We start from the raw sequence: 20,884 nt of genomic DNA, 5'->3' as shown, positions 1-20,884 counted from the left end.
CCGCATATAGCCTTGCAAGGAGCTGAAATTATATTCCATTATTTTCCTGACCTTTCGCAGAAGCAGAAAGATCAATTCGCGAAACTCTTCGATCTCTATAAAGATTGGAATGATAAGATCAATGTTGTATCCCGTAAGGATATAGAGAATCTGTTTATCAACCACGTACTGCACTCGCTGGGTATAGCCAAAGTTATGGCCTTTAAGCCTGGAGCTTCGGTGCTCGATGTGGGTACTGGAGGAGGTTTTCCCGGTATACCGCTTGCTATACTTTTTCCGGAGACTAATTTTCACCTGGTAGATTCCATCGGTAAAAAAATAACGGTGGTGAAAGGTGTTGCGGAAGGTATAGGACTAAAAAATGTAAGAGGTGAACAGATTCGTGCCGAGCAGATAAGGGGACAATATGATTTCATTGTGAGCCGTGCCGTTACGCGTATAAAGGAATTTTACGGCTGGATCCATAACAAAACCAAGAAGCAGTCCGTGCATTCGTTGGATAATGGTATACTATATTTAAAAGGTGGCGACCTGGACGAAGAGCTCGCGGAGCTCAAAAAACTCCACCAGGTTTATAACCTTTCGGATTATTTCACGGAAGAATTTTTCGAAACCAAAAAAGTGGTTTACGTTCCGCTATAGCCTGTTTTTGGAATGCCAATCGCGGCCAGGTACTATAGAAAACGGTTTCGCCCGTTGTTTAATTAAACTAAAATTCATATCTATGCAGTAGCCCCAAGCTCTGCCCGTGAAAAAGATTGTATCCATAGCCTTCATTTTTCTCCTGCTCTTCAATGTGCTGGGGTACTATGGATTGTTCTTCGGGCTGCATTACCAGAACAGACAGGAACTCATTCAGCGATTCGATGCTGAAAATTACAATGAACTGGAAACCGTTACCATCAAAGTTCCGCTCGCAGTACCATACGCAAACGACTCGCAGGAATATCAACGTGTAGACGGTGAGTTTGAGCACAATGGTGAGTTCTACCACATGGTGAAGCAACGCCTTTCTCAAGATACACTATATATAGTATGTGTTAAAGATCAGCAGAGCAAGCGCATCAACCAGGCCCTCACCGATTATGTCAAGACTTTTGCTGATAAATCGCCCGATGGTAAAAGTCATTCCACCACACTGCCATCGTTTATCAAAGAATATTTAGTTGGCACTTATACAATCAAGTCCTCGTCTGAGGGTTGGTCACAAAACGTAAGTCCGGAAAGCGTAACCGTTGTGTTTATACAGTCTTTCTATGCGTCTATTATACATCCTCCTGAAAGAGCTTGATCAAGCTTCTGTTATTCCTTTTACGTTAGATCTGAATTTATTTTAGCAGAGCATCTCATTTCCACGGGATATATTATATCTCAAGGAGTATTGATATGCTGTCAGCTATAACCGGATGCTGCGTAACGCAAGGAAGAGGAACTGCTCTTTGTGATTCTTTTTAATCACATCCTTACAAGGAAACCTTATTACCCAAATACATATATGAAGAAAATCTACCTGCTAATGCTGGGACTTGTTCCCACTCTCTCTTTCGCTCAGAACCTGACAGATGGGTTGATGATGCAGAAGAAAAGTCTCTGTACCGGATTCATGTATATGCATGACCGCTGGACTGACTATTGGGAAGGAGAGCTGAAACGTGAAAATGGAAACATCGGGCATGTAACGACACAGAGCCTGACGTGGGTCGGTACGTATGGTATAACAAACAAAGTAAATGTTATAGCCATGGTACCGTATGTGAAGACAAAGGCCAGCCAGGGAACCCTGAGTGGCATGGAAGGCTTGCAGGATCTTTCGCTCGGATTAAAGTATAATTTCTTCGGAAAGAAATTTGAGAAAAGCGCTTTCAATACGTTTGCCGTGTTGAACTTCTCAACACCACTGAGTGACTATACGCCCGATTTCTATCCGTTGGCATTGGGCGCACACACTACGAATCTTTCATACCGCCTCACGGCTTATTATAAAATTCAGCAAGGCTGGTTTGTAAATGCGTCAGGGGCTTATACCTGGCGAAGCAACACAACACTTGATCGCCCTTCTTACTACGATGGAAATGAATTCGTGATGAGCGATGAAGTAAAAATGCCAAACGTATTTGATGTGTTTGTAAGCATGGGCTATCAAAAAGGTCCGCTGCAGGCAGAACTGAACTATATACAACTGAATACATTGGGAGGAGGCGACATCCGCAGACAGGATATGCCGTTTGTTTCCAATCGCATGAACATGATAAAAACAGGTGCACTGGTTATGTACTATTTACCAAAGCCGCAGGGCATGGCTGTGAGAGGTTCGGCACACTATACGGTGGCCGGTCGTAACGCAGGGCAGTCTACAACACTGATGGCTGGCGTACTCTACACAATTAAATTTGATAAGAACCAGTAATCTATACCTATATATGAAAAACCGGAATATATACATAACCGCATTTTTTGCTTTTGCATTTGTACTCGGTATAGTAACGAGCTGTGATAAAGAAATTGCACTGAGTGAAACGCTTACGCCACTGCAGCCGGCGAGCCTGGATGAAGATGCTGCCAATTGGACACCCATAGATGCCAATACGATAACTACTGAAAAGATTGTAAATATAGTGGAGAACTCAACTCCTAAAGTTTTCAACCCGCCAGCGGATATAACTTCTGATGCCTATAAAGCAGAACTGGCAACCATAAAAGATACCCAGAGCAAACTTACCAAAGAGCAAAAAGATATCATCGAGTATTGGAGTGGCGGAGGAGTGCTTCGCTGGAACCAGATACTCCGCGGATTAGTAGCACGCTTTAATTTACCTCCCGCTCCGAAAGCGGATGATACATATCCCGTACCGGATGCCGAGAATCCATTTGCTGATCCTAATTTCCCGTTTGCCAATCCTCCGTATGCAGCACGTGCCTATAGCTATGTAAGCGTAGCACAATATGAAGCACTGAAAGCTGCATGGTACTATATGTACCAGTATGACCGACCATCACCGTATAAAAATGATTCGGGTATACAATCGCTTATGCCGGAAACGGATCTTCCGTCATATCCTTCATCCGATGCTGTGTTATCCGGAGTAACGGCAGAGATGTTAAAATTACTTTTCCCTGCTGCCGTAGAAGAAATTACTTTGAAAGCTGCTGAGCAACGTAATGCAGCACTGTGGTCAGGCAAAGCATCAACCAGTGATATAACTGCCGGACTAGCATTGGGTAAATCTGTAGCAGCATTGTTTGTTACACGCGCTCGTGGCGATGGTATGGGAGCTGCCGGTGGTAACAAAGCATTATGGCAATCATTGGCTGATGGTGCTACTGCAAAAGGTGAAATACCATGGATCAGTCTGGAGACACCGAAACGTCCTCCAATGTTACCGGTATTTGGCAAAGTAAAAGCATGGGCTATGACAGCCGATCAAATTGCAGCGGGTCGTCCGGCACCGCCACCGTTAACATCATCTGCCGAGATGAAGAAAGAAGTTGATGAAGTAAAATGGTATGCTGATAACCTGACGCGTGAGCGCCTGGCTATTGTACACAAGTGGGCTGACGGTGCCGGTACCTATACACCTCCCGGACACTGGAATGATATAGCAGCTGAATATATACGCGATGCAAACTATAGCGAAGTACGTGCAGCAAGAGCATTTGCTTTGTTGAACATGGCACTGCACGATGCTGCAGTTTGTTGCTGGGAAACGAAGTTCTATTATTTTAACCCACGCCCGTCACAGATGGATGCATCCATTAAAACGGGAACGGGGGTACCAAACTTCCCGGCCTTTACTTCGGGCCACTCAACATTCTCCGGTTCGGCAGCTACCGTGCTCTCGTATTTGTTCCCCGCGCATACCGACTATTTCCATGGCGAAGCGAGTGAAGCTTCTGCATCAAGGCTATATGCCGGCATACATTACCGTTCGGATATAGAAGTTGGTTTACAACAAGGTAAAAACGTAGGTGGCTTTACGGTAGCCTTTGCGCAAACCGATGGTGCTGATTAAAATTTGATTGTTAGATATAGTGTAGATAAAGATTTTTGATTTGGGCTAGATCCGGGAGGTGTTCGCTCCGCCCCCGGATTTTTTTATCTCTATGAAAATTAAGATTCTCACGATATTGATTGTATTGTTAGGTGTAGCGCCTGATATATGTGCACAGGTTGATTCAACGGCAGCACGCGAACTGAAGGAAGTTACGATACAATCACACCGCCTGGATATGGAACGGATGCCTGCGGCACGCGGTACCTTCCTGAACAGCGGAAGAAAGAATGAAGTGATCAATGTTCAGAATATGAACTTCAGCATTGCCGAAAAAACTCCGAGACAGGTATTCTCCAAAGTGCCCGGAGTGTTTGTGTATGATATGGATGGTTCCGGTAATCAAACCAATATATCAACGCGTGGTTTAGATCCGCATCGCGGCTGGGAGTATAATATTCGAAAGAATGGTATCATTACCAACTCAGATATATATGGCTATCCGGCAAGTCACTATAGCATGCCGATAGAAGCAGTGGAACGTATTGAACTGATACGCGGCACCGGTTCACTTCAGTATGGCGCACAGTTTGGAGGTATGCTGAACTATGTTTCGAAGGTACCTGATACCGTACGGGCTGTAACCTTTGAAAGTATAAATTCGATTGGCTCCTTTGGTATGATGAGTACCTATAATGCTTTGAGTGGAACAGTTGGCAGGTTTCAGTACTATGTTTATTATAACAAGCGTGTGTCAGACGGTTACCGCGATAACAGCGATACAGATTTTGATGCGCAATCGGTAATGCTCGCGTATGCTCCGAATGATAATGTTACTATTAAAGCAGAAGTAGCGCGGTCTAATTATGTATACCATATACCTGGACCGCTAACCGATAGTATGTTTAATGCTGATCCGAAACAATCAACGCGTTCGCGAAATTATTTCAATCCTGAAATATATGTTCCTTCGCTTTCGCTGGATTGGAGACTTGGTGATCGCACACAACTGTCGTGGGTAGTGTCGGCTGTATTGGGCGAACGTAATAGTGTTCAGTTTGATAAGCTGGCTACGGTTAAAGATGTTATCGATCCGACTACACTAAACTATACATCGCGCCAGGTGGATATTGATCATTTTAACAGCTATACCAGCGAGCTACGTCTGCTGCATCGCTATACTCTGGGTAAAACTGAAAATGCATTTGTAGCGGGTGTGCAGATGTTTAATAATGATTTGCATCGTCAGCAATTAGGGAAGGGGACGACTGGTACTGATTTCGACTTGACGTTGATCGATCCGAACTGGGGACGCGATCTTCATTTCAAAACAAAAAATATAGCACTCTTTGTTGAGAATAGTTTTCGTGTGCTCCCTAATTTAACCATTACGCCCGGTGCGCGGTTAGAGGTAGGAAAATCAGATATGAGTGGAAGCATTTCTTACTATGACCCTGGAAATTTGCCCACGTCTATCAATCATAAATTTCCACTGTTCGGAATCAATGCCGAGTATATAACACGGAAAGGTAACGCATTCTACGCAGGTTGGACACAATCGTATCGGCCCGTAATTTTTAAAGATATTATTCCTGCCTCGACATACGAGGTTGTTGATAAAGACTTGAAAGACGCTACCGGCTATAATTTGGAAGCAGGCTATCGCGGCACATGGAACGCCCTGCGTTGGGATATAGGTCTCTTTCAATTAAAGTATGATAACAGACTCGGAAGTCTCGAAGAGAAGAATGAAACAGGTACAGCCTATACATATCGCACCAACATCGGTAACTCGATAACGCGCGGTGCTGAAATATTTCTGGAATATAGTGTTCGTGCCGGTGAGCATGCCGGGCTTACATTGTTTACGTCCACAGCTTTGTTTCGTTCAGAGTATGTTGATGCCTTTGTGAAATCAGGAAGCAACACAGGTGATAATATCGATATATCGGGTAACCGGATAGAATCTGTTCCATCGGTAATTACGCGCAATGGATTTACAGCCCGGTATAAAATAGCCAGTATATCGTTCCTGTATAGCTATACCGGGGAAAGCTATGCTGATGCTTTGAATACAAGAACGCCTTCGAAGAGTGGTGCGGTTGGACTGGTGCCTTCGTACGGATTGCTGGACATCAATACGTCTGTGCGTATATCCAGCCAGTTAATGGTGCGGTTTAATGTGAACAACGTTACCGATAAACAATACTTCACGAAGAGACCTGCGTTCTATCCCGGACCAGGCGTGTGGTCGTCTGACGGACGCTCGGTGAATTGTTCTGTCGGGATAAAAATTTAGATATAGTGTAGAAAGAAAGTATTTACAAAGATTTTTCGCTCCAACGAGGTAATCCGGATAAGGTGAATGTCATACAGCCTTTCCGGATTTACTTTTTTAGTACAGTTCTGAATATATACTATGTCGGATTATTTTTCCGACTCGGCTATAATAGCATCGGGTGTATCCAGTAATCTGCGTTCTTCGGAAGTCAGATTCAGGTCTTCAGAAATGGTAGCAGGTGTGGGGCGTAGTAAGAAAAATACTACAGCTATAAAAATCGGTATCAGTAACAGGTAGAAATTACCTGTCATAAAAAACACAATTGTAGCAAGCAAACCGGGCAACTCCAGACACGCCGAGCGCACCAGTAATACACCAAGATACTTCGGCATCTTCTTTTGTAACGACAGGGAACGGTCGATTCGTGATAATTGAAAGTTATAGAGGAAATGTGCAGCTGAAAAACCTGCTATAACAACGAGTACCAGCGTGTAGGTAAATAATTGCGTAGTCTCGTTCTGGCTTGTGGCCATCTTGCCAAAGTATACCAACGCAAAAACAACTGCCGTAAAAATGAGCATGACGCCTGCCTGCGCAAAGTATATCAGGTTGAGTTGTGTGAAGTATTGTTTGGAGGTAAAGGTTTTGCTCATAGATAAGTTATTGTTGCAAGTTACGAATTATCAGACTTTCCATCTGTTTGAAAGTTTTTTCCTTGAGAGCCGGTATATCTGCACTGGTTAATCCGGCTGTTTCAATTTCATCGCCTACATAGATTCTTATTTTTCCGGGTCGCAGATTTATTGTGCTGGGAGGCATCAGTCGTCCGGCTCCGATTACTACCATCGGAAGTATAGGTTGTTGAGTATCGATTGCTATACGGAAAGCACCATCATGAAAAGGCTGCAGCACTTCTTTGGATCGATTTTGTGTTCCTTCTGCAAAGATCAGAATAGATATGCCTTGTCTTAAAAATTGTTTCAGGCGATCTATACTCTTCTTACGACTCTCCGGACTTGAGCGATCTACAATGATGGTTGCTGCTTTCGCGATCCATCCGAATACCGGAATCTTCAATAACTCTTTTTTGGCAAGCGGTCTGAACTGGCCTGGGATGATCATACGTATCCCCGGAATATCCAGGAACGAAGTATGGTTGCTTACATAGATATATGATTTTCCTTTTATGAATTTTTCACGACCGTAGAACTTGTAGCGAATGAACGTGAGAATGCTGAACGTCCACGACCAGAGCCATAAAAAGAAATAACCAATGTTGCCAAAGCGTTGTCCCAGCATAAACGGAATCAGGATGCCGGGTAAATACAGGATCATAAAAACGGTGAACACCAGGAATACCCACACTTTGAAGAGGGTGAGAAGAATGGTCTGTACGATTTTCAAGATGATGGTATTAAAAACTTTCTGCGAAAATTCTGAAAGTTAAGAGAAGATGCAAGAACAAAAAAGCCAGCGGTTCATGGCTGGCTTTTCGGAATGAATATGAATAAACTTATAACACTACGAGATCGAGAATTTGGTAACGCCCGGTGTTGCTACAGGATAAAATCCGTTGGCATCCGGTTTAATCGGAGGCTGCGCATCCCATGCAAATGTGGATGGCATAATGTTGATGCCCGAGTTGAGAGCCTTGTCCCAATCAATAACTTCTCCGGTATAGGTTGCCAGTCGTCCCATAATAGCCGTCATGGTAGACTTCGCACCATTCTCTGCATCAGCAAATTTATACTCACCTTTGGCAACGGCTGCAAAGAGTTCATCGTGTTCCGTTTGATACGGGTTGTTCTCTCCCTTTTTATCATACTTATATAGCGACTTGCCTTTACTGCTGATTTCGGCTGCACCACATTTAACAGAGCCTTTCGTGCCTACTAAAAGCTCATCCACTTTTGCATACGTGCCTTTGATGTGACGGCACTGACTGTTGAGTATAGAACCATCTGCATACTCGAACTCTACATAGTGGTGATCGAATATCTCACCGTATTCTTTACCCGTGCGCACCTGACGTCCGCCCATACCTTGCGCTCTAACAGGGTATGCACCTTTAAACCAGTTTACCACATCGATGTTATGGATATGTTGCTCGTTGATGTGATCGCCACAAAGCCAGTTAAAATAATACCAGTTACGCATCTGGTATTCCATTTCAGTTTGTCCGGGCTGGCGCATCTTTACCCATACACCATCATTATTCCACCACGCTTGTGCCGAAGTAATCTCTCCGATCATACCATCCTGCACACGTTTATATAGCTCGCGATACGAATTCTGGTAGTGACGCTGCAAGCCTACTACTACATTCAGTTTTTTAGTTTTTGCTTCAGCAGCAGCAGTCAATACTTTTTGTACACCGGCAGGATCAGTTGCTACAGGCTTCTCCATAAATACATGCTTGCCTTGCTTGATCGCCTCAGCAAAATGAATCGGACGGAAGCCCGGAGGAGTTGCCAGAATCACAACATCTGCCAGCGGTATAGCTTTTTTGTATGCATCGAAGCCAACAAATTTTGTTTCTTCGGTTACAGTAATTTTTGCTTTTACATTTCCTTCGTCAGAGTTCTCATCGGTCAGTGCATTGAAGCAATCATCCAGGCGATCGCGAAAAGCATCGGCCATCGCTACCAGCTTTACATTTTGCTTAGTGAGCAATGCCTGCATAGCAGCACCTGTACCACGACCTCCGCAGCCGATCAGCGCTACTTTAATCGTGTTGTCCATGGAAGTAAAGTATCCTGCGTTGGAAAGAAATGGCATCGCCATTAATCCCCCGGTGGCAATAGCAGAGTTCTTTACAAAATCTCTGCGGCTGATCGTTGACTGGTCTGTTGGTTTCATAGAGGTTTATGTTTTTCGTCTGGAAATTATATACACGTTCGCCTATATAAGTAAAGACAGTTTACAAGGGCATTTCCCTGAACCGCTTATCACTATTTTAGATAGGATGCGTAAAATTTTTCAATTTCTTCTTTCGATGGCTGTTGCAACGGGCGTACGATGCGGAATCCCATATACATACCATCGGTTAACCACCAGCGGCTCTTGGGTATTTGCGGATCGCGCTTGTTCCATTCTGCACTTGAAGAAATACGATTCGTGCAACGCAGTACTTCGGGGTCATCCAGGTATGATCCACCCCGTGCCACACGGGGGTATTTACCGGCTGGCGGTGTCGATGGATTTTTAGCTCCGTCCGATAATTTTTCATAGGCAGCAGGATCGTATTGATCAACGGTCCACTCACTTAAATTACCGAGCATATCGTAGAGTCCGAAAGCATTGGGCTTAAGCTGCATTACTTTATGATATTTACTGCCGCTGTTTGCCTTGAAGAATCCATATTCCTGCAAGGCTTTCGGATCGTTGCTAACGGTGTTGCTACTGCCTGCGCGACATGCATATTCCCATTCAGCTTCTGTGGGTAAGCGATAGAAAAATCCGGTTTGATCAAAGAGCCATTTGCAATACATGATACCCGCCTGCTGACTCATGCTGTTGGCAGGTTGTTTCGGATCGCGCCCCATGCCCCACGTCAGGTCTATATATTGTGCTGTAGGACGTGATACAGCATCAACAGCGATAGCTTTTGTCTGCGGTATATCCATATTCTTGAAGAAAGCATCCCACTCGGCAAATGTTACTTCGTGTTCTTCCATCCAGAAAGCGGAGAGTTCTACTTTTTTCTGCGGAGTTTCATCCTGCTCTTTCCGGTTGTCACCTGGTGTACTTCCTATAGTAAACGATCCGGCCGGTATAGCTACCATTTTGAATTTTACTTCCGTGCCGGGAATAGTTTGTTCGTAGGTTTGAAAGGGTTGCGCATATACATTTATGACGCAAGCCGAAAATAAGATGCAGCAAGCTGCAAACTTGTTTTTTAACATGATGGTGATATTTTTCTTCAAGGTTTATTTTAACAAACGCTGAAGATAGAGAATGCAGCGCGTTCAGGCAACACGTATTATACCGCCACCTCTATGCATAATGAAATATAGGTTTGTTGTGATCGCTACTTGGTTGCCACAATAGCATGCATGGGATGATACTCATAACGATTTATCTGAGAGGCAGGATCATTCGCAATGAGTTCTTTTACCTGCGCTTCATCGTCTACAGCAACAATGCCAAGACCATAGGTTTCTTTCGGATCAAACACGGGGCCGAATACAATTGCTACGCCTTTATTCATTTGATCAGTCCAGTAAGCGACATGCTTTAACATGATCTCGCGCTCTTGTTCAGTCATCGTTGCAGCAAAATCGGAACGTGTAGGTAACAGGTACAGGGTATAGTATTTTTTATTCATAATGTTGATAAGCTACCAGAATTGATACCACTTCTTTGGTTCAGCAGGTTTAGGTTTAAGGTTGGTATTCCAATGCGAAAAGGTATATATAGGCTCGAACCATAATCCTTTTATTCTTTCGGTTTGAAGTTTCTCCCGCGTTTCACTTCCGACTATCATTATCGGATTTTTACTGTTGTCGCTTCCAAAGAGCAGATCGGATGCAAAGAAGCCATTGGGTATAGGTTCTTCGTTTTTCAGAAAAGCAGGCGTTGCTCCAATCACTTCCTTATACCGGTGACAGTGTTTACATTTTTTAATGAATTGAATTTTTCGTTTTATAACATCCAGTTCAATCTTGTTGTCGATAAAAAGCTGATAGTTATTCTGTAAAGCACGAAAGTCGCTAAACCGAATGCCGGTATAATCATGACGTATGCAGAACTCTTTAAACCTCAATGAGACAATAATGCCCAGGTCGTAACAATGACTGAGATCAAATGTAGCTCGTCTTAGTTTGAGGTCAGGATTGTGATATTCAAAATTCAGCAACAGCCCGCATGCATGACAAATTCCTGCTTCGGAAAGATTTACACCATCCAACATATAACTGTCATTGTCGGGCCCTGTAACAACGTAACCAAGAATCATAGTCAGGGGGGATAACTCTATAAATATACGCAGCACTTGTTTACATTATCAAGCATCGCGCATATAGAAAACCACTAGACGGCCCGTTGATGTATAGCTATTTCTTTACGGCTACAACAATTCCGGTAGACCATACCTGTTTCGTAAGGTGAAGGTCGCTTCTCATTTCAAGATACTGAATAAGCTTGGTGGCTTTTTCGTGATGACCATCCGGCCAGTTCGGTTGTGGAAGCATGTCATCAATTATATATAGGCCGCCCTGGTTGAGCATGGTCAAAGCTTCAGCCAGCAGTAAATATTTACCATGCCAGGTATCGGCAAATATATAGTCGAAGGTTTGTTGCTTGTTATCGTTGATCCATTTCTCTCCGTCAGAGCAAACGAGATCGAGGCGATTATCCGTGCCCAGAAATTTGTTGGCAACATCCAAAAGTTTTTCATCGTAGTCGACCGAGATCAGTGAAGAAGTGCTGTCCATTCCGTCCAGTATCCATGCCGTTGATAGACCGGTGCCCGTTCCTAATTCCAGAAATTTACCTCCCGGTTTAGACGCAGCCAGTGTTCGAAGCAGTGAACAGGTAAATATATCAGAAGCCATGGTAAAACCCATTGCTTTGGTAGCCTCATCAATTTTTGCATAGGTCTTGGGAATCGGCTGATTAATTTCCGCAGTCATGATTAGTTGTGGGTTGGGGTTGCGATAATTTAATGAACAACTAAATATACGTGATGCGGGTATAGATATACTTCGATATAGAAAAAATATTATAAAAGTATACTTACTAACGTTTTGGAGGTTATGTTATTCAAGTACGAGTTTGAAGCCGTGCTGTTGAAAAATGGCGAGTATTATATCGAAGTAATGATCTTCCAATACTTTAGCTAATTCTTTATGATGTTTAATCGTTACCGTTGCGCCTTGCTCAACAACAATTTTTGAGGGCTCTCTCATTCCAATTTCAATAAAGCAATCCTCAAATGCATCTATGCCTCCTCCAAAGTAGCCTTTATATCCAAAGAACACTTCTCCTATTAAACAATAAAAATCAACATCATGCGTCACTTGATTTCCTTCAATTATATAGTTGAAGGCAGGTATAGTACGATTAGGAATGCCATAATGGCGTATGCAGGCTCTTGTCCATTGATATTTCTCCGGTACTGTTAAAGGACGCCAATCAATTTCTTTGCCCAACTTCCATGCGTTTAATATATCATCAGCAGTCAGTGTTTTTTTAGTTTTTCTCATTTGCAAAGCAGAGAAGTATAAATAGTGAGGTGAGGATGTACTACATCATTGTAGTATTGCGAAGATACCAGCGCACAATAATAAAATCAATAACCCGGATCTTCAGACAAGATCCTTCACAATCGGAATGCGTACGAGCAATTCAGCCGCGACAAAAGATATCGCAATAGCTGATATACCGGAAATAGCAAACTTCAAAAGCGGAGCTATTGATAAGTCCTTCAGAAGGATAGAAATACACACCAACACCAAAGGATGGATGATGTAAACGGCATAGGCACTCCGTGATAGGCTTTTAAAAAATCTACCTTGGTTGTTCAACGTATACTTGCCAATGCCGAGTAATGCTATAATAATTGATATACCCATCAACTGTTCCCACATCGCATTTACAAATGACTGAATTGTGAAACCTCCGAGGAAAGTATTGATCTCACTATGTGTTACTGTTTTCAGAAGATAGATACCCGGGAAACTTGCTACGATCAAAGCAACTGCTGTCCACAGCCAGACTTTGCCTTGTTGATAAGATAGCATTGATAGCCATTGGTTCCGGTAAGCGATAATGCCAATACTAAATAAAGCTATATACTGCGGAAAATGCGCCAACTGAAATCCAAAAGGAGATAACGTCCGGCCAATTGGAAATACTATTCTAACGAGAAATGAAAAGATGCCAAGTATAATGGCGAAGATGAATATGGACCTGTTGCCTGGAAATTTTGAAGTGCTTATAAGTTTTTTGTGGAAGACATACTGAAGCCACGCAAAAGCAGAAGTAAAGATGAGTAAAGCAGCCGTAAACCATAGTACACCCGTTTCAATCCAATGATCACGATTTACGTAATAGTCGATGAAGGTTAGTGCCTCATACTGATGCGCAATAGCTATATAAATAGTAACAGGTGAGAGGACCAGCGAGTAGAAGACAAGTGGTATACCCAGTCGCTTTAGACGATCAAGTAAGAACTGACCTGCGCCTTTTCGTTCGTAAGACGGTGTTATAAAATATGAAGAAAGAAAAAAGAAAAGTCCCATGAAGAACGACTGGTTCACAGAAACAAATACCGTGAGCGATAATTGTGTAGCTAAATCACTGGCCTCTTCTTTATAGTACCACCCGCCCGGAGCTCCATAGGTCACTGCTGCATGGTGCAATACAACAAGCATGGTGAGTAACACCCGGATGTTGTCAATGTAGTTTTCTCTTTCTTTCACTCACTTTTCTTTTATTGACAATAAGAATAACCGAAGGTTGCATTAGCAAAGGAACTGGTGCAAGTCTTTCGACTTGTACCAAAAATTATCCAGTCTTCAGACTGGTGAGTTGGATTTAAGATTGTATCTGAATGCTGTATTTCAAGTCTGAAGACTTGAAATAGGATAGGTACAAGTCGAAAGACTTGCACCAGTTATTCGGCTGCAACTGCTTCAACTTCAAGCTTCCACTTTGTCTCCAGCAACTGACAGCATATTACTGTTAAAGCTGGCTGGTGATCGCCTAAAAACTTTTTTCGGAGTTCTATATTCTCCCGGTCATATTGAGGACTTGACAGATAGGTTCGTACGGATACAAGATTGCTATATGTCATGCCTGCAGACTTTAGTATTTCGCCTAAATGTTTCCAGATCAATACTCCCTGCTCCCAAAATGATTCCGGCATCGAATGTCCATCTAGTTCGTAGCCGTTTAGTCCGCTGATGAATAAATGTCGTGAACCGCTAGTTGTTTCTATGGCATGACTATAATTCTTGTATTGAGGGAATATAGTGGATGGGTTGTGTTTGATGATGGACATGCGTGCTGGTTTTCGATCTGCTTAAATATAGTATATTCGTTTCAAGTCCGAAGATTTGAAACTTTATTGGTACAAGTCGTTGGACCTGTACCTGTTAGCGTTCAAACATCGCCAGAAATTGCTGCTTCTTTTCGGCAGACATTTCCAGTTCTTTATTGTTCTTCATCGTAACCGTTCCTCCTTTCCCTTTGGCATAGCGAATAACATAATCAGGGTTGATGAGGTAGGAGCGGTGGATGCGCAGAAAACGATGATCTTTTAATATCTCTTCGAAGTACTTTAGCGTTTTGCAGATCAGAAGCGATGTGCAGTTGTTGTCCAGGTAGAAACGTGTGAAGTTGTCGGCAGCTTCGCAGTATAAAATGGTGTTGATCGTAACAATCTCAAATCCTTCCATGGTTGGAAGCATGATCTTCTGATTGACCGGAGTGCGTATGTTGTCCAGTAATATGTTTGTGTGTCGGGTATAGTTTACGTCTGCTCTTTCTTTTTTTATTTTTTCTACAGCCTTAATTAATTCGTCAATGTTAATAGGCTTTAGCAGGTAGTAGGCAGCACTTTGGTTTAGTGCCTGTATAGCGTAATTGCCGAAGGCTGTAACAAAAACAGTTTCAAAAGCAATGTCATCGATACTGTCCAACAGATCGAAGCCGTTGCCGTAGGGCATTTCAATATCAAGAAATACTATATCAGGATTATATTTTTGAATAGCATCTTTGCCGGTAGCTACCGATTCACCGAACCCACAAACCTGTACATCCGGACAATATTTAGTCAGGTAGTTCGCCAGTATCTTGCGGCTGTCTTCTTCATCGTCAATAATTACGGCTTTCATCGTATGATTTTATTTTGCTGTTGATAGGCATATATACACTTACGCGTGTTCCGCTGTTGTCGGTACGATCTTCAATCACAACACGATAGCTTACTTTATACACTTTGTTGATAATTGCCAGTCGTTCTTCTATATTTTTTAACCCGGTGGAGTTGTGTTTCTTCTGATTCTCGGTTTTCAATTCAGTGGAGCGTTTTCGCCCTATACCATCGTCTGTAATTTCTGCAACCAGACTTCCATTTTGCTTATAGAAGTGAAGCGAGAGTTTTCCTTTCTCATCTTTATACCGCAGACCATGCCACACCGCATTTTCAATGTAGGGCTGAATCAGCATAGGTGGAATCTGTATTGCTTCGGTGTTAATCGATTCATCCGACTTAATTTCATAATCGAATTTGTCGCGAAAGCGGTAATGTTCCAGTTTGAGATATAGCGATAGTATTTCCTGTTCTTTTTGAAGTGTGATGAAGTCTTCCTGCGAATGCTCAAGTACCAATCGCATAAGTAACGCAAACTCGGATAGGAAACGGTTTGCTGTTCGTTCGTCCTGCTGCGATATAAATTGATTAACCGAGTTGAGTGCGTTGAAAATGAAATGCGGATTCATCTGTCCACGTAATGATTTTAATGCGAGTAATCGGTTGGCTAATTTACTGGCTTGCGCATTTTTGAAGATGAAGAACGAGGTAATGGCAATGATGAGAATGATGGCCAATAAACCATAAATAATAAGTTGCTGTCTGAATACGGTTTCTTCTTCAATGGTTTCTTCGCGCTGGCCTATATATACATTCTTGGTATACTCTTCAATGTCTTTTTGTTTTCGAATGAGTTCAGATTTTTCCGTCAGCATACTTTCGTTCAGCTTTTCATTCTTACTTACGGCTTCACTATATTTCTTAAATGCATTCAGCGCCTTGTCGGGTTGACCATTCTTTTCATACAAGGTAGCCAGTGAAAGAAAGGCATTCGCCTGCTCTTTCGGATTGTTTATGGTGTCGGCTATGGAGGCCGCTTCTTCAGCTTCTTTTATAGCAGCTGATGTTTCTCCTTTTGCATCCAGACTTTTACTGATGGCAACTTTGTCTTTACTTACTTCGGCAAGATTTTTCGTCTCGAGATTATATTCAATAGACTGCTTCCGTAAACCTATTTCTTCATCGTATAGTTTGTTCTCTTGCAATGCATCGGAGATCTCTTCTTTAGTTTCCTGTACCGCTTCCTGTTCTTTAGGACTTACACTTTTTCCACTGCGAATTGTGTTGAGTGAATTGCCATATATATTCTGTGGTTTGTCCACTTCGTTCATCCGCACTTTTACTTTCGTTATTAAATTTTCTACCTGCTGGTCGTATCCTTTCGGATTTCTTAGTGTCTCGAGTATTTTCAGCGCTTCCTGGTAATTTCCCATCTGATAGTATACTTCCGATTTGCCAATCAGAAGTTCTCGTTGCCCGGTTCCAGACAATCGCATCGATAAGCCTTGTTCGTAATATTTCAATGCGGCATCATAATTCTTTAGTTCAAGACTTGTGTTGCCTAGACCTTTTATGGTTTTTATATACTCTTCGGTAACGCTGTAGGCTGATAGTTTTTCCTGTGCACGTAGATAGTTTTCGTAAGCGAGTTTCCATACGAAAATTCCTTCGTTGATTTCGGCTAATAATATATAGGAGCGACCTTCGGTGAAATCGTCATGCTGCGCTATACTCATCGCTAAGGCCTCCTGTACTTTGTCAAGTGCTTCATCCGGATTATTATACTTTAATGTTTCTGCTTCCTGTAGCAACTGTTCAGCTTCAGTTCGGGTCGACCGCTTCTTGAGACTTTTATATGATTCTGCCTTTTTTTGAGCAAAGCAATTCATGCCCATCAAAAGAAAGGTAGTGATGACAGAGTATAACAGAAGTTTCCGGCTCATGTGTGGCTTGACATCGGAAAGTTAACATTATAATTTTTATCTCTTTTGAGACTGGAAGGCAAGTTTTGCCGGTTTACCCAGTGGTTTGTGATCCTCACTAAGCCAATATTGTCCCCTACGGAGTTCAGGTGCCATCTCAACTTTTTTCATGTAAAATTTACTGAAACAAAAACGGAATTATGAAGCCTATAATCTACTTCAGCATTTTGCCGAAAGCATTTGTGTTTTCGGTTGTGGTTTTCCTGATGGCATTTACGTCAGAATCTATAGATGAGCAGGAACCAGCAAAACCTCAAACGATCATGTTAGCACTGCTGCTTGATACCAGCAACAGCATGGACGGTCTTATTGATCAGGCGAAAGCGCAGCTATGGAAAATTGTAAATGAACTGGCAGCCGCTAAATGTGGTGATGGCTCGCAACCAGAGATAAAGATTGCGCTATATGAATATGGCAACGATGGTTTGCCTGAATCAGAGGGATATATCCGGCAGGTGAGTCCGTTGTCTGACGATCTTGATGTTATCTCTGAAAAGTTATTCTCGCTTCGTACCAATGGTGGTAATGAATTTTGTGGGCATGTTATCCGAACATCATTGAACCAGTTAGCCTGGTCGGCCTCGGATGCAGATTTGAAGATGATCTTTATTGCCGGCAACGAGCCCTTCACGCAAGGATCAGTGTCGTATCAACTGGCATGTTCGCAGGCTAAAGAAAAAGGTGTTGTCGTAAATACAATTTTCTGTGGTGACTTTAATGAAGGTATACTCACCAACTGGAAGAGTGGCGCAGATTTAACAGGTGGTACATTTATGAGTATCCAGCAGAATAGTAAAACAGTATATATACCAACACCCTATGATGATAAGATCGCTGCGCTGAATGATCAACTGAATACTACCTATATATACTACGGTAAAACCGGATCGTATAAAAAGTCACAACAGGTTGTGCAGGATAATAATGCCGAAAGCTACGGTAAGGCAAATAAAGCTGAACGAGCTGTCTCCAAGAGTTCACATGCTTATAAAAACTCCAGTTGGGATTTGGTGGATGCTGCCAAAGATAACGATAAGGTAATTACTGAAACAAAAACAGAAGATTTGCCAACGGAAATGAAAAGCATGACTATCGAGCAACGCAAGGTATATGTTCAGCAAAAGTCGCAGGAGCGTAAGAAGATTCAGGATGAAATATTGTCGTTGAATAAACAACGCCAGGAGTATATATCAAAAAATGCATCGCAACAAAGCAAGGATGCCATGCTGGATGCATCGATGATGAAATCGATCAAGCAGAAAGGCACAGCTAAAAATCTGAAGTGGGAGTAGTTGGTTGATGGTTTTTTGCCGGCAACGTACCTGTTGGGTGCGTTGCCGCCTGGCTTTAGAATAAATATTGGATTAATGCGGATGGTTGATATGAAATATACTTTAGTTGTGATTTTAAACTTGATCAATTCAATTTTGGCTTTGGCTCAAAATGATTCGAGTAGGGTGCTGCTGGAGGCTATTAAAAGATCGAGAGTGTATTATGTTGATCTGGGTAAAACAGATGCGCTTGTTTTTGAGATGGGGAGCTACTACGGGGCCGCACCAAGAGGATATAGAATTGCTAGTGTCGATACGCTCGTTTGGCAATCAGATAGTACCTATATCGGTAAAAAAGTTAAGATCATTCAGAAGGATGGCAGTTTGACACTCATTCGAGACTCTAAAAAAATGAAGAGGGAAGTATTGTTGATGCCTGTGGTAAATACTGCTGTGGCAAACGAAGAGTTAAATAATGCTTATTATTTGGATCGGTATAGTGTGGCAAATACAGAAGTGGATCATTTATTTCGCATGTATAGTCATCCTTTTGAAGATAGGTATGATTCGTGGGAGAAGCTCAAAAATAAGAGGATGAATCATAGTGAATTCAGGATATTCACGGATGCAAGGATAAAGTATATCCGCGATAGTACAGTTGAGCGACACAATCGATATCTTGAAATAATGAATTATCTTATTCAAAATATATCCATCGTAGAATATGCCGTATTGAGAGATAGTCTTGCAAAGCTGCCTATGGATGATGTAAATTCATATTATAAAAGAGTAGTATATGAGGTAGCGAATAACAAGCCTGAATTCTTCTTTAGACTTGTGGAAGATCATACCTTCACTAAACAGAACTATTTGTTTTACTCTATTGGTGCGAGAGATAAGGAAGTCTTGAAAAAACTTGAATCGGTAGCGGGTCACGATAAGATTAAAAGAGACTTTTTTAGGGATATAAAGTCCAGAAAGATAATGCCTGTTGCAGGTATGGGTTTAGCGATCATTGAGCTTGCAGGTTTTATAGCACTTATGTCGGTTATATTTTGATGAAGATACTTTTTGCAATGGCGTTAGTTAATTGCTCGCCTCCCCATCAGAGTCACCGGTCTCCGGGACTCTGATGCGTACGAGCCTTCATCGTAATGCTAGCGAAATTTGTATTAGCAGCTTAATGTGCATAAGCCGTATACATGTCTATAGTTAAAATTGTATTAATAGTTTAATACTTTTATTTTTATACTTTGATACCGTTAGCTGAATGTTGCATACACTCCAAGTCGAAACTCACGAAGTTTATTTTTGCACTGTTACATGTTATAATTGGCTCCCTCTATTTGAAGAAGCGAATGCTTACCACAGCGTCTATAGATGGTTTGATCATTTAAAGCATGATGGCTGCCTGTTGCTCGGCTATGTTATTATGCCGAATCACTTTCATGTTTTACTTTTTCCAACACACAGCGGTACATCGTTAAGTAAAATTGTAGGTGACGGTAAACGATTTATGGCATACTCTATAGTGACTGGACTACGGAAACAGAATAGACTGGATACATTAGAGATACTTTCGAAAGGTGTTGAACGTGCAGAAAATTGAAAGGTAAGAACCACCAAGTGTTCAGGTTATCGTTTGATGCACGTAAGTGCTACGATGAAAGGATGATCGAACAGAAGCTGGATTATATTCATCATAATCCGGTGCGCGGTAAATGGAATCTGGTTGATGATTTTACACAGTATAAACATTCCAGAGCTCGGTACTATGAATTGAACGAGATGGGAGATATAGCGATTAGTCATTACAAATCCGTTAACGGTTAGGTGGTTTATTGTAGATTGTGCCTCGAAGCATCAGAGTCCCGGAGGCCGGTGACTCTGATGGGGCGTGAATCGTCTAGCAACCAGCTGCTCAAAGCTCGAAGCTACTTTTGCCTCCCCACCAGAGTCACCTGTCTCCGCGGAGGCCGGTGACCCTGATGGGGTTTTAATGAGTTAGGTGAAGTTGGAGATATAGCGATCAGTCACTATAAGTCCGTTAATGGTTAGTTCCATTATAGATGGTGCCTCGAAGCATCAGAGTCCCGGAGGCCGGTGACTCTAATGGGGAACTAAATGTCCTGATGCGAAAAAAAATCATGAGCCGATATTTTTATCGGTTTCGTTTTTGTTAAGCCTATATGAAAAATCAAATGCATTAGATTTTTCATTAACAGGAACTATTTTTCCTAATTTCCTCAACTTCTGAAATGCTTTCTTTACTTTATTAACATCATCTTCACCACTAAGGTCACGAACCATTTTATTTGTTATAGTTCTATCATCGTGCCCTCCATTCAGGTAATCCATAATTACGTCCTCTTGCCTCCCCATCAGAGTCACCGGCCTCCGGGACTCTGATGCTTACGAGCCTTCATCGTCATGCTATCGAAATTTGTATTAGTAGCTTAATGTGCATAAGCCGTATACATATCCGTAGCTAAAATTGTGTTAATAGTTTAATACTTTTATTTTTAAACTTGCCTCCCCATCAG

21 protein-coding genes are annotated in these 20,884 nt (G+C 42.2%); 8 read left to right on the top strand and 13 right to left on the bottom strand.

Annotation, left to right across the window (positions count from 1 at the left end):
* Nucleotides 1-12 precede the first annotated feature (12 nt).
* From rsmG to ACFQ21_RS14320, 5 genes are all read left to right on the top strand, one after another.
* Complete coding sequence (gene rsmG, locus ACFQ21_RS14340) at nt 13-642, top strand: 16S rRNA (guanine(527)-N(7))-methyltransferase RsmG (protein WP_377579924.1); 630 nt, start codon at nt 13-15, stop codon at nt 640-642.
* Between the two features lie 106 nt (nt 643-748).
* A complete protein-coding gene (locus tag ACFQ21_RS14335) occupies nt 749-1,291 on the top strand; it encodes a hypothetical protein (protein ID WP_377579923.1) in 543 nt (180 codons plus the stop codon).
* A 204-nt stretch (nt 1,292-1,495) separates the two neighbouring features.
* Nucleotides 1,496-2,407, top strand: a complete 912-nt coding sequence (locus tag ACFQ21_RS14330; protein ID WP_377579921.1) for a transporter — start codon at nt 1,496-1,498, stop codon at nt 2,405-2,407.
* A gap of 13 nt (nt 2,408-2,420) precedes the next feature.
* On the top strand, nt 2,421-4,010 hold the full coding sequence (locus ACFQ21_RS14325) for a phosphatase PAP2 family protein (RefSeq protein WP_377579920.1): 1,590 nt from the start codon (nt 2,421-2,423) through the stop codon (nt 4,008-4,010).
* A 91-nt stretch (nt 4,011-4,101) separates the two neighbouring features.
* Complete coding sequence (locus ACFQ21_RS14320; RefSeq protein WP_377579919.1) at nt 4,102-6,288, top strand: TonB-dependent receptor family protein; 2,187 nt, start codon at nt 4,102-4,104, stop codon at nt 6,286-6,288.
* Nucleotides 6,289-6,416: 128 nt separating this feature from the next.
* Here the strand turns inward: ACFQ21_RS14320 and ACFQ21_RS14315 are convergent, their stop codons facing one another.
* From ACFQ21_RS14315 to ACFQ21_RS14260, 12 genes are all read right to left on the bottom strand, one after another.
* Nucleotides 6,417-6,923, bottom strand: a complete 507-nt coding sequence (locus ACFQ21_RS14315; protein ID WP_377579918.1) for a hypothetical protein — start codon at nt 6,921-6,923, stop codon at nt 6,417-6,419.
* A gap of 7 nt (nt 6,924-6,930) precedes the next feature.
* Nucleotides 6,931-7,674, bottom strand: a complete 744-nt coding sequence (locus ACFQ21_RS14310; protein WP_377579916.1) for a lysophospholipid acyltransferase family protein — start codon at nt 7,672-7,674, stop codon at nt 6,931-6,933.
* Between the two features lie 117 nt (nt 7,675-7,791).
* Nucleotides 7,792-9,129: a Gfo/Idh/MocA family protein gene (locus tag ACFQ21_RS14305; RefSeq protein ID WP_377579915.1), complete on the bottom strand. Its 1,338-nt coding sequence runs from the start codon at nt 9,127-9,129 to the stop codon at nt 7,792-7,794.
* 92 nt (nt 9,130-9,221) lie between these two features.
* Nucleotides 9,222-10,196 (bottom strand): formylglycine-generating enzyme family protein, encoded by a 975-nt coding sequence (locus ACFQ21_RS14300; RefSeq protein ID WP_377579914.1) that lies wholly within the window; start codon nt 10,194-10,196, stop codon nt 9,222-9,224.
* 104 nt (nt 10,197-10,300) lie between these two features.
* A complete protein-coding gene (locus ACFQ21_RS14295; RefSeq protein WP_377579913.1) occupies nt 10,301-10,597 on the bottom strand; it encodes a YciI family protein in 297 nt (98 codons plus the stop codon).
* Between the two features lie 12 nt (nt 10,598-10,609).
* Nucleotides 10,610-11,227, bottom strand: coding sequence for a hypothetical protein (locus ACFQ21_RS14290; RefSeq protein ID WP_377579912.1), 618 nt, complete (start codon nt 11,225-11,227; stop codon nt 10,610-10,612).
* Between the two features lie 97 nt (nt 11,228-11,324).
* Nucleotides 11,325-11,903 (bottom strand): O-methyltransferase, encoded by a 579-nt coding sequence (locus ACFQ21_RS14285; RefSeq protein ID WP_377579911.1) that lies wholly within the window; start codon nt 11,901-11,903, stop codon nt 11,325-11,327.
* A 126-nt stretch (nt 11,904-12,029) separates the two neighbouring features.
* Nucleotides 12,030-12,476 (bottom strand): barstar family protein, encoded by a 447-nt coding sequence (locus tag ACFQ21_RS14280; protein WP_377579910.1) that lies wholly within the window; start codon nt 12,474-12,476, stop codon nt 12,030-12,032.
* 102 nt (nt 12,477-12,578) lie between these two features.
* Entirely contained in the window at nt 12,579-13,694 is a 1,116-nt protein-coding gene (locus tag ACFQ21_RS14275; RefSeq protein ID WP_377579909.1) for an acyltransferase family protein, read from the bottom strand.
* Nucleotides 13,695-13,888: 194 nt separating this feature from the next.
* A complete protein-coding gene (locus ACFQ21_RS14270) occupies nt 13,889-14,275 on the bottom strand; it encodes a RidA family protein (RefSeq protein ID WP_377579907.1) in 387 nt (128 codons plus the stop codon).
* A gap of 94 nt (nt 14,276-14,369) precedes the next feature.
* Nucleotides 14,370-15,110, bottom strand: a complete 741-nt coding sequence (locus tag ACFQ21_RS14265; RefSeq protein ID WP_377579905.1) for a LytR/AlgR family response regulator transcription factor — start codon at nt 15,108-15,110, stop codon at nt 14,370-14,372.
* Nucleotides 15,091-17,031 carry a histidine kinase gene (locus ACFQ21_RS14260; RefSeq protein ID WP_377579904.1) on the bottom strand — a complete coding sequence of 647 codons (1,941 nt, stop codon included), beginning with the start codon at nt 17,029-17,031 and terminating at the stop codon, nt 15,091-15,093. Before ACFQ21_RS14260 ends, ACFQ21_RS14265 begins: the two co-directional genes overlap by 20 nt.
* A gap of 179 nt (nt 17,032-17,210) precedes the next feature.
* Here ACFQ21_RS14260 and ACFQ21_RS14255 point away from each other — a divergent pair, with 179 nt between their 5' ends.
* The 3 genes from ACFQ21_RS14255 (at nt 17,211) to ACFQ21_RS14245 (ending at nt 20,174) form a co-directional block, all read left to right on the top strand.
* Entirely contained in the window at nt 17,211-18,362 is a 1,152-nt protein-coding gene (locus ACFQ21_RS14255) for a vWA domain-containing protein (RefSeq protein ID WP_377579903.1), read from the top strand.
* Between the two features lie 90 nt (nt 18,363-18,452).
* Nucleotides 18,453-19,400 (top strand): hypothetical protein, encoded by a 948-nt coding sequence (locus ACFQ21_RS14250; RefSeq protein ID WP_377579902.1) that lies wholly within the window; start codon nt 18,453-18,455, stop codon nt 19,398-19,400.
* Nucleotides 19,401-20,012: 612 nt separating this feature from the next.
* On the top strand, nt 20,013-20,174 hold the full coding sequence (locus ACFQ21_RS14245; RefSeq protein WP_377579901.1) for a hypothetical protein: 162 nt from the start codon (nt 20,013-20,015) through the stop codon (nt 20,172-20,174).
* Nucleotides 20,175-20,486: 312 nt separating this feature from the next.
* On the opposite strand, the gene ACFQ21_RS14240 is transcribed toward ACFQ21_RS14245, so the two are convergent.
* Entirely contained in the window at nt 20,487-20,699 is a 213-nt protein-coding gene (locus tag ACFQ21_RS14240) for a hypothetical protein (protein WP_377579900.1), read from the bottom strand.
* Nucleotides 20,700-20,884 lie beyond the last annotated feature (185 nt).

It is taken from the genome of Ohtaekwangia kribbensis (assembly GCF_042676245.1).
Lineage (GTDB): Bacteria > Bacteroidota > Bacteroidia > Cytophagales > Cyclobacteriaceae > Ohtaekwangia > Ohtaekwangia kribbensis.
The sequence above is the reverse complement of the archived record's forward strand: the minus strand, read 5'-3'. Positions and strand labels throughout refer to the sequence as shown.

Excerpts from the sequence above, each read along its gene's own strand:
- ACFQ21_RS14330 (WP_377579921.1), top strand. The coding sequence starts at position 1,496 with ATGAAGAAAATCTACCTGCTAATGCTGGGACTTGTTCCCACTCTCTCT.
- ACFQ21_RS14325 (WP_377579920.1), top strand. The coding sequence starts at position 2,421 with ATGAAAAACCGGAATATATACATAACCGCATTTTTTGCTTTTGCATTT.
- ACFQ21_RS14320 (WP_377579919.1), top strand. The coding sequence starts at position 4,102 with ATGAAAATTAAGATTCTCACGATATTGATTGTATTGTTAGGTGTAGCG.
- ACFQ21_RS14315 (WP_377579918.1), bottom strand. The coding sequence starts at position 6,923 with ATGAGCAAAACCTTTACCTCCAAACAATACTTCACACAACTCAACCTG.
- ACFQ21_RS14305 (WP_377579915.1), bottom strand. The coding sequence starts at position 9,129 with ATGAAACCAACAGACCAGTCAACGATCAGCCGCAGAGATTTTGTAAAG.
- ACFQ21_RS14295 (WP_377579913.1), bottom strand. The coding sequence starts at position 10,597 with ATGAATAAAAAATACTATACCCTGTACCTGTTACCTACACGTTCCGAT.
- ACFQ21_RS14290 (WP_377579912.1), bottom strand. The coding sequence starts at position 11,227 with ATGATTCTTGGTTACGTTGTTACAGGGCCCGACAATGACAGTTATATG.
- ACFQ21_RS14285 (WP_377579911.1), bottom strand. The coding sequence starts at position 11,903 with ATGACTGCGGAAATTAATCAGCCGATTCCCAAGACCTATGCAAAAATT.
- ACFQ21_RS14280 (WP_377579910.1), bottom strand. The coding sequence starts at position 12,476 with ATGAGAAAAACTAAAAAAACACTGACTGCTGATGATATATTAAACGCA.
- ACFQ21_RS14270 (WP_377579907.1), bottom strand. The coding sequence starts at position 14,275 with ATGTCCATCATCAAACACAACCCATCCACTATATTCCCTCAATACAAG.
- ACFQ21_RS14265 (WP_377579905.1), bottom strand. The coding sequence starts at position 15,110 with ATGAAAGCCGTAATTATTGACGATGAAGAAGACAGCCGCAAGATACTG.
- ACFQ21_RS14260 (WP_377579904.1), bottom strand. The coding sequence starts at position 17,031 with ATGAGCCGGAAACTTCTGTTATACTCTGTCATCACTACCTTTCTTTTG.
- ACFQ21_RS14255 (WP_377579903.1), top strand. The coding sequence starts at position 17,211 with ATGAAGCCTATAATCTACTTCAGCATTTTGCCGAAAGCATTTGTGTTT.
- ACFQ21_RS14250 (WP_377579902.1), top strand. The coding sequence starts at position 18,453 with ATGAAATATACTTTAGTTGTGATTTTAAACTTGATCAATTCAATTTTG.
- ACFQ21_RS14245 (WP_377579901.1), top strand. The coding sequence starts at position 20,013 with ATGATCGAACAGAAGCTGGATTATATTCATCATAATCCGGTGCGCGGT.
- ACFQ21_RS14240 (WP_377579900.1), bottom strand. The coding sequence starts at position 20,699 with ATGGATTACCTGAATGGAGGGCACGATGATAGAACTATAACAAATAAA.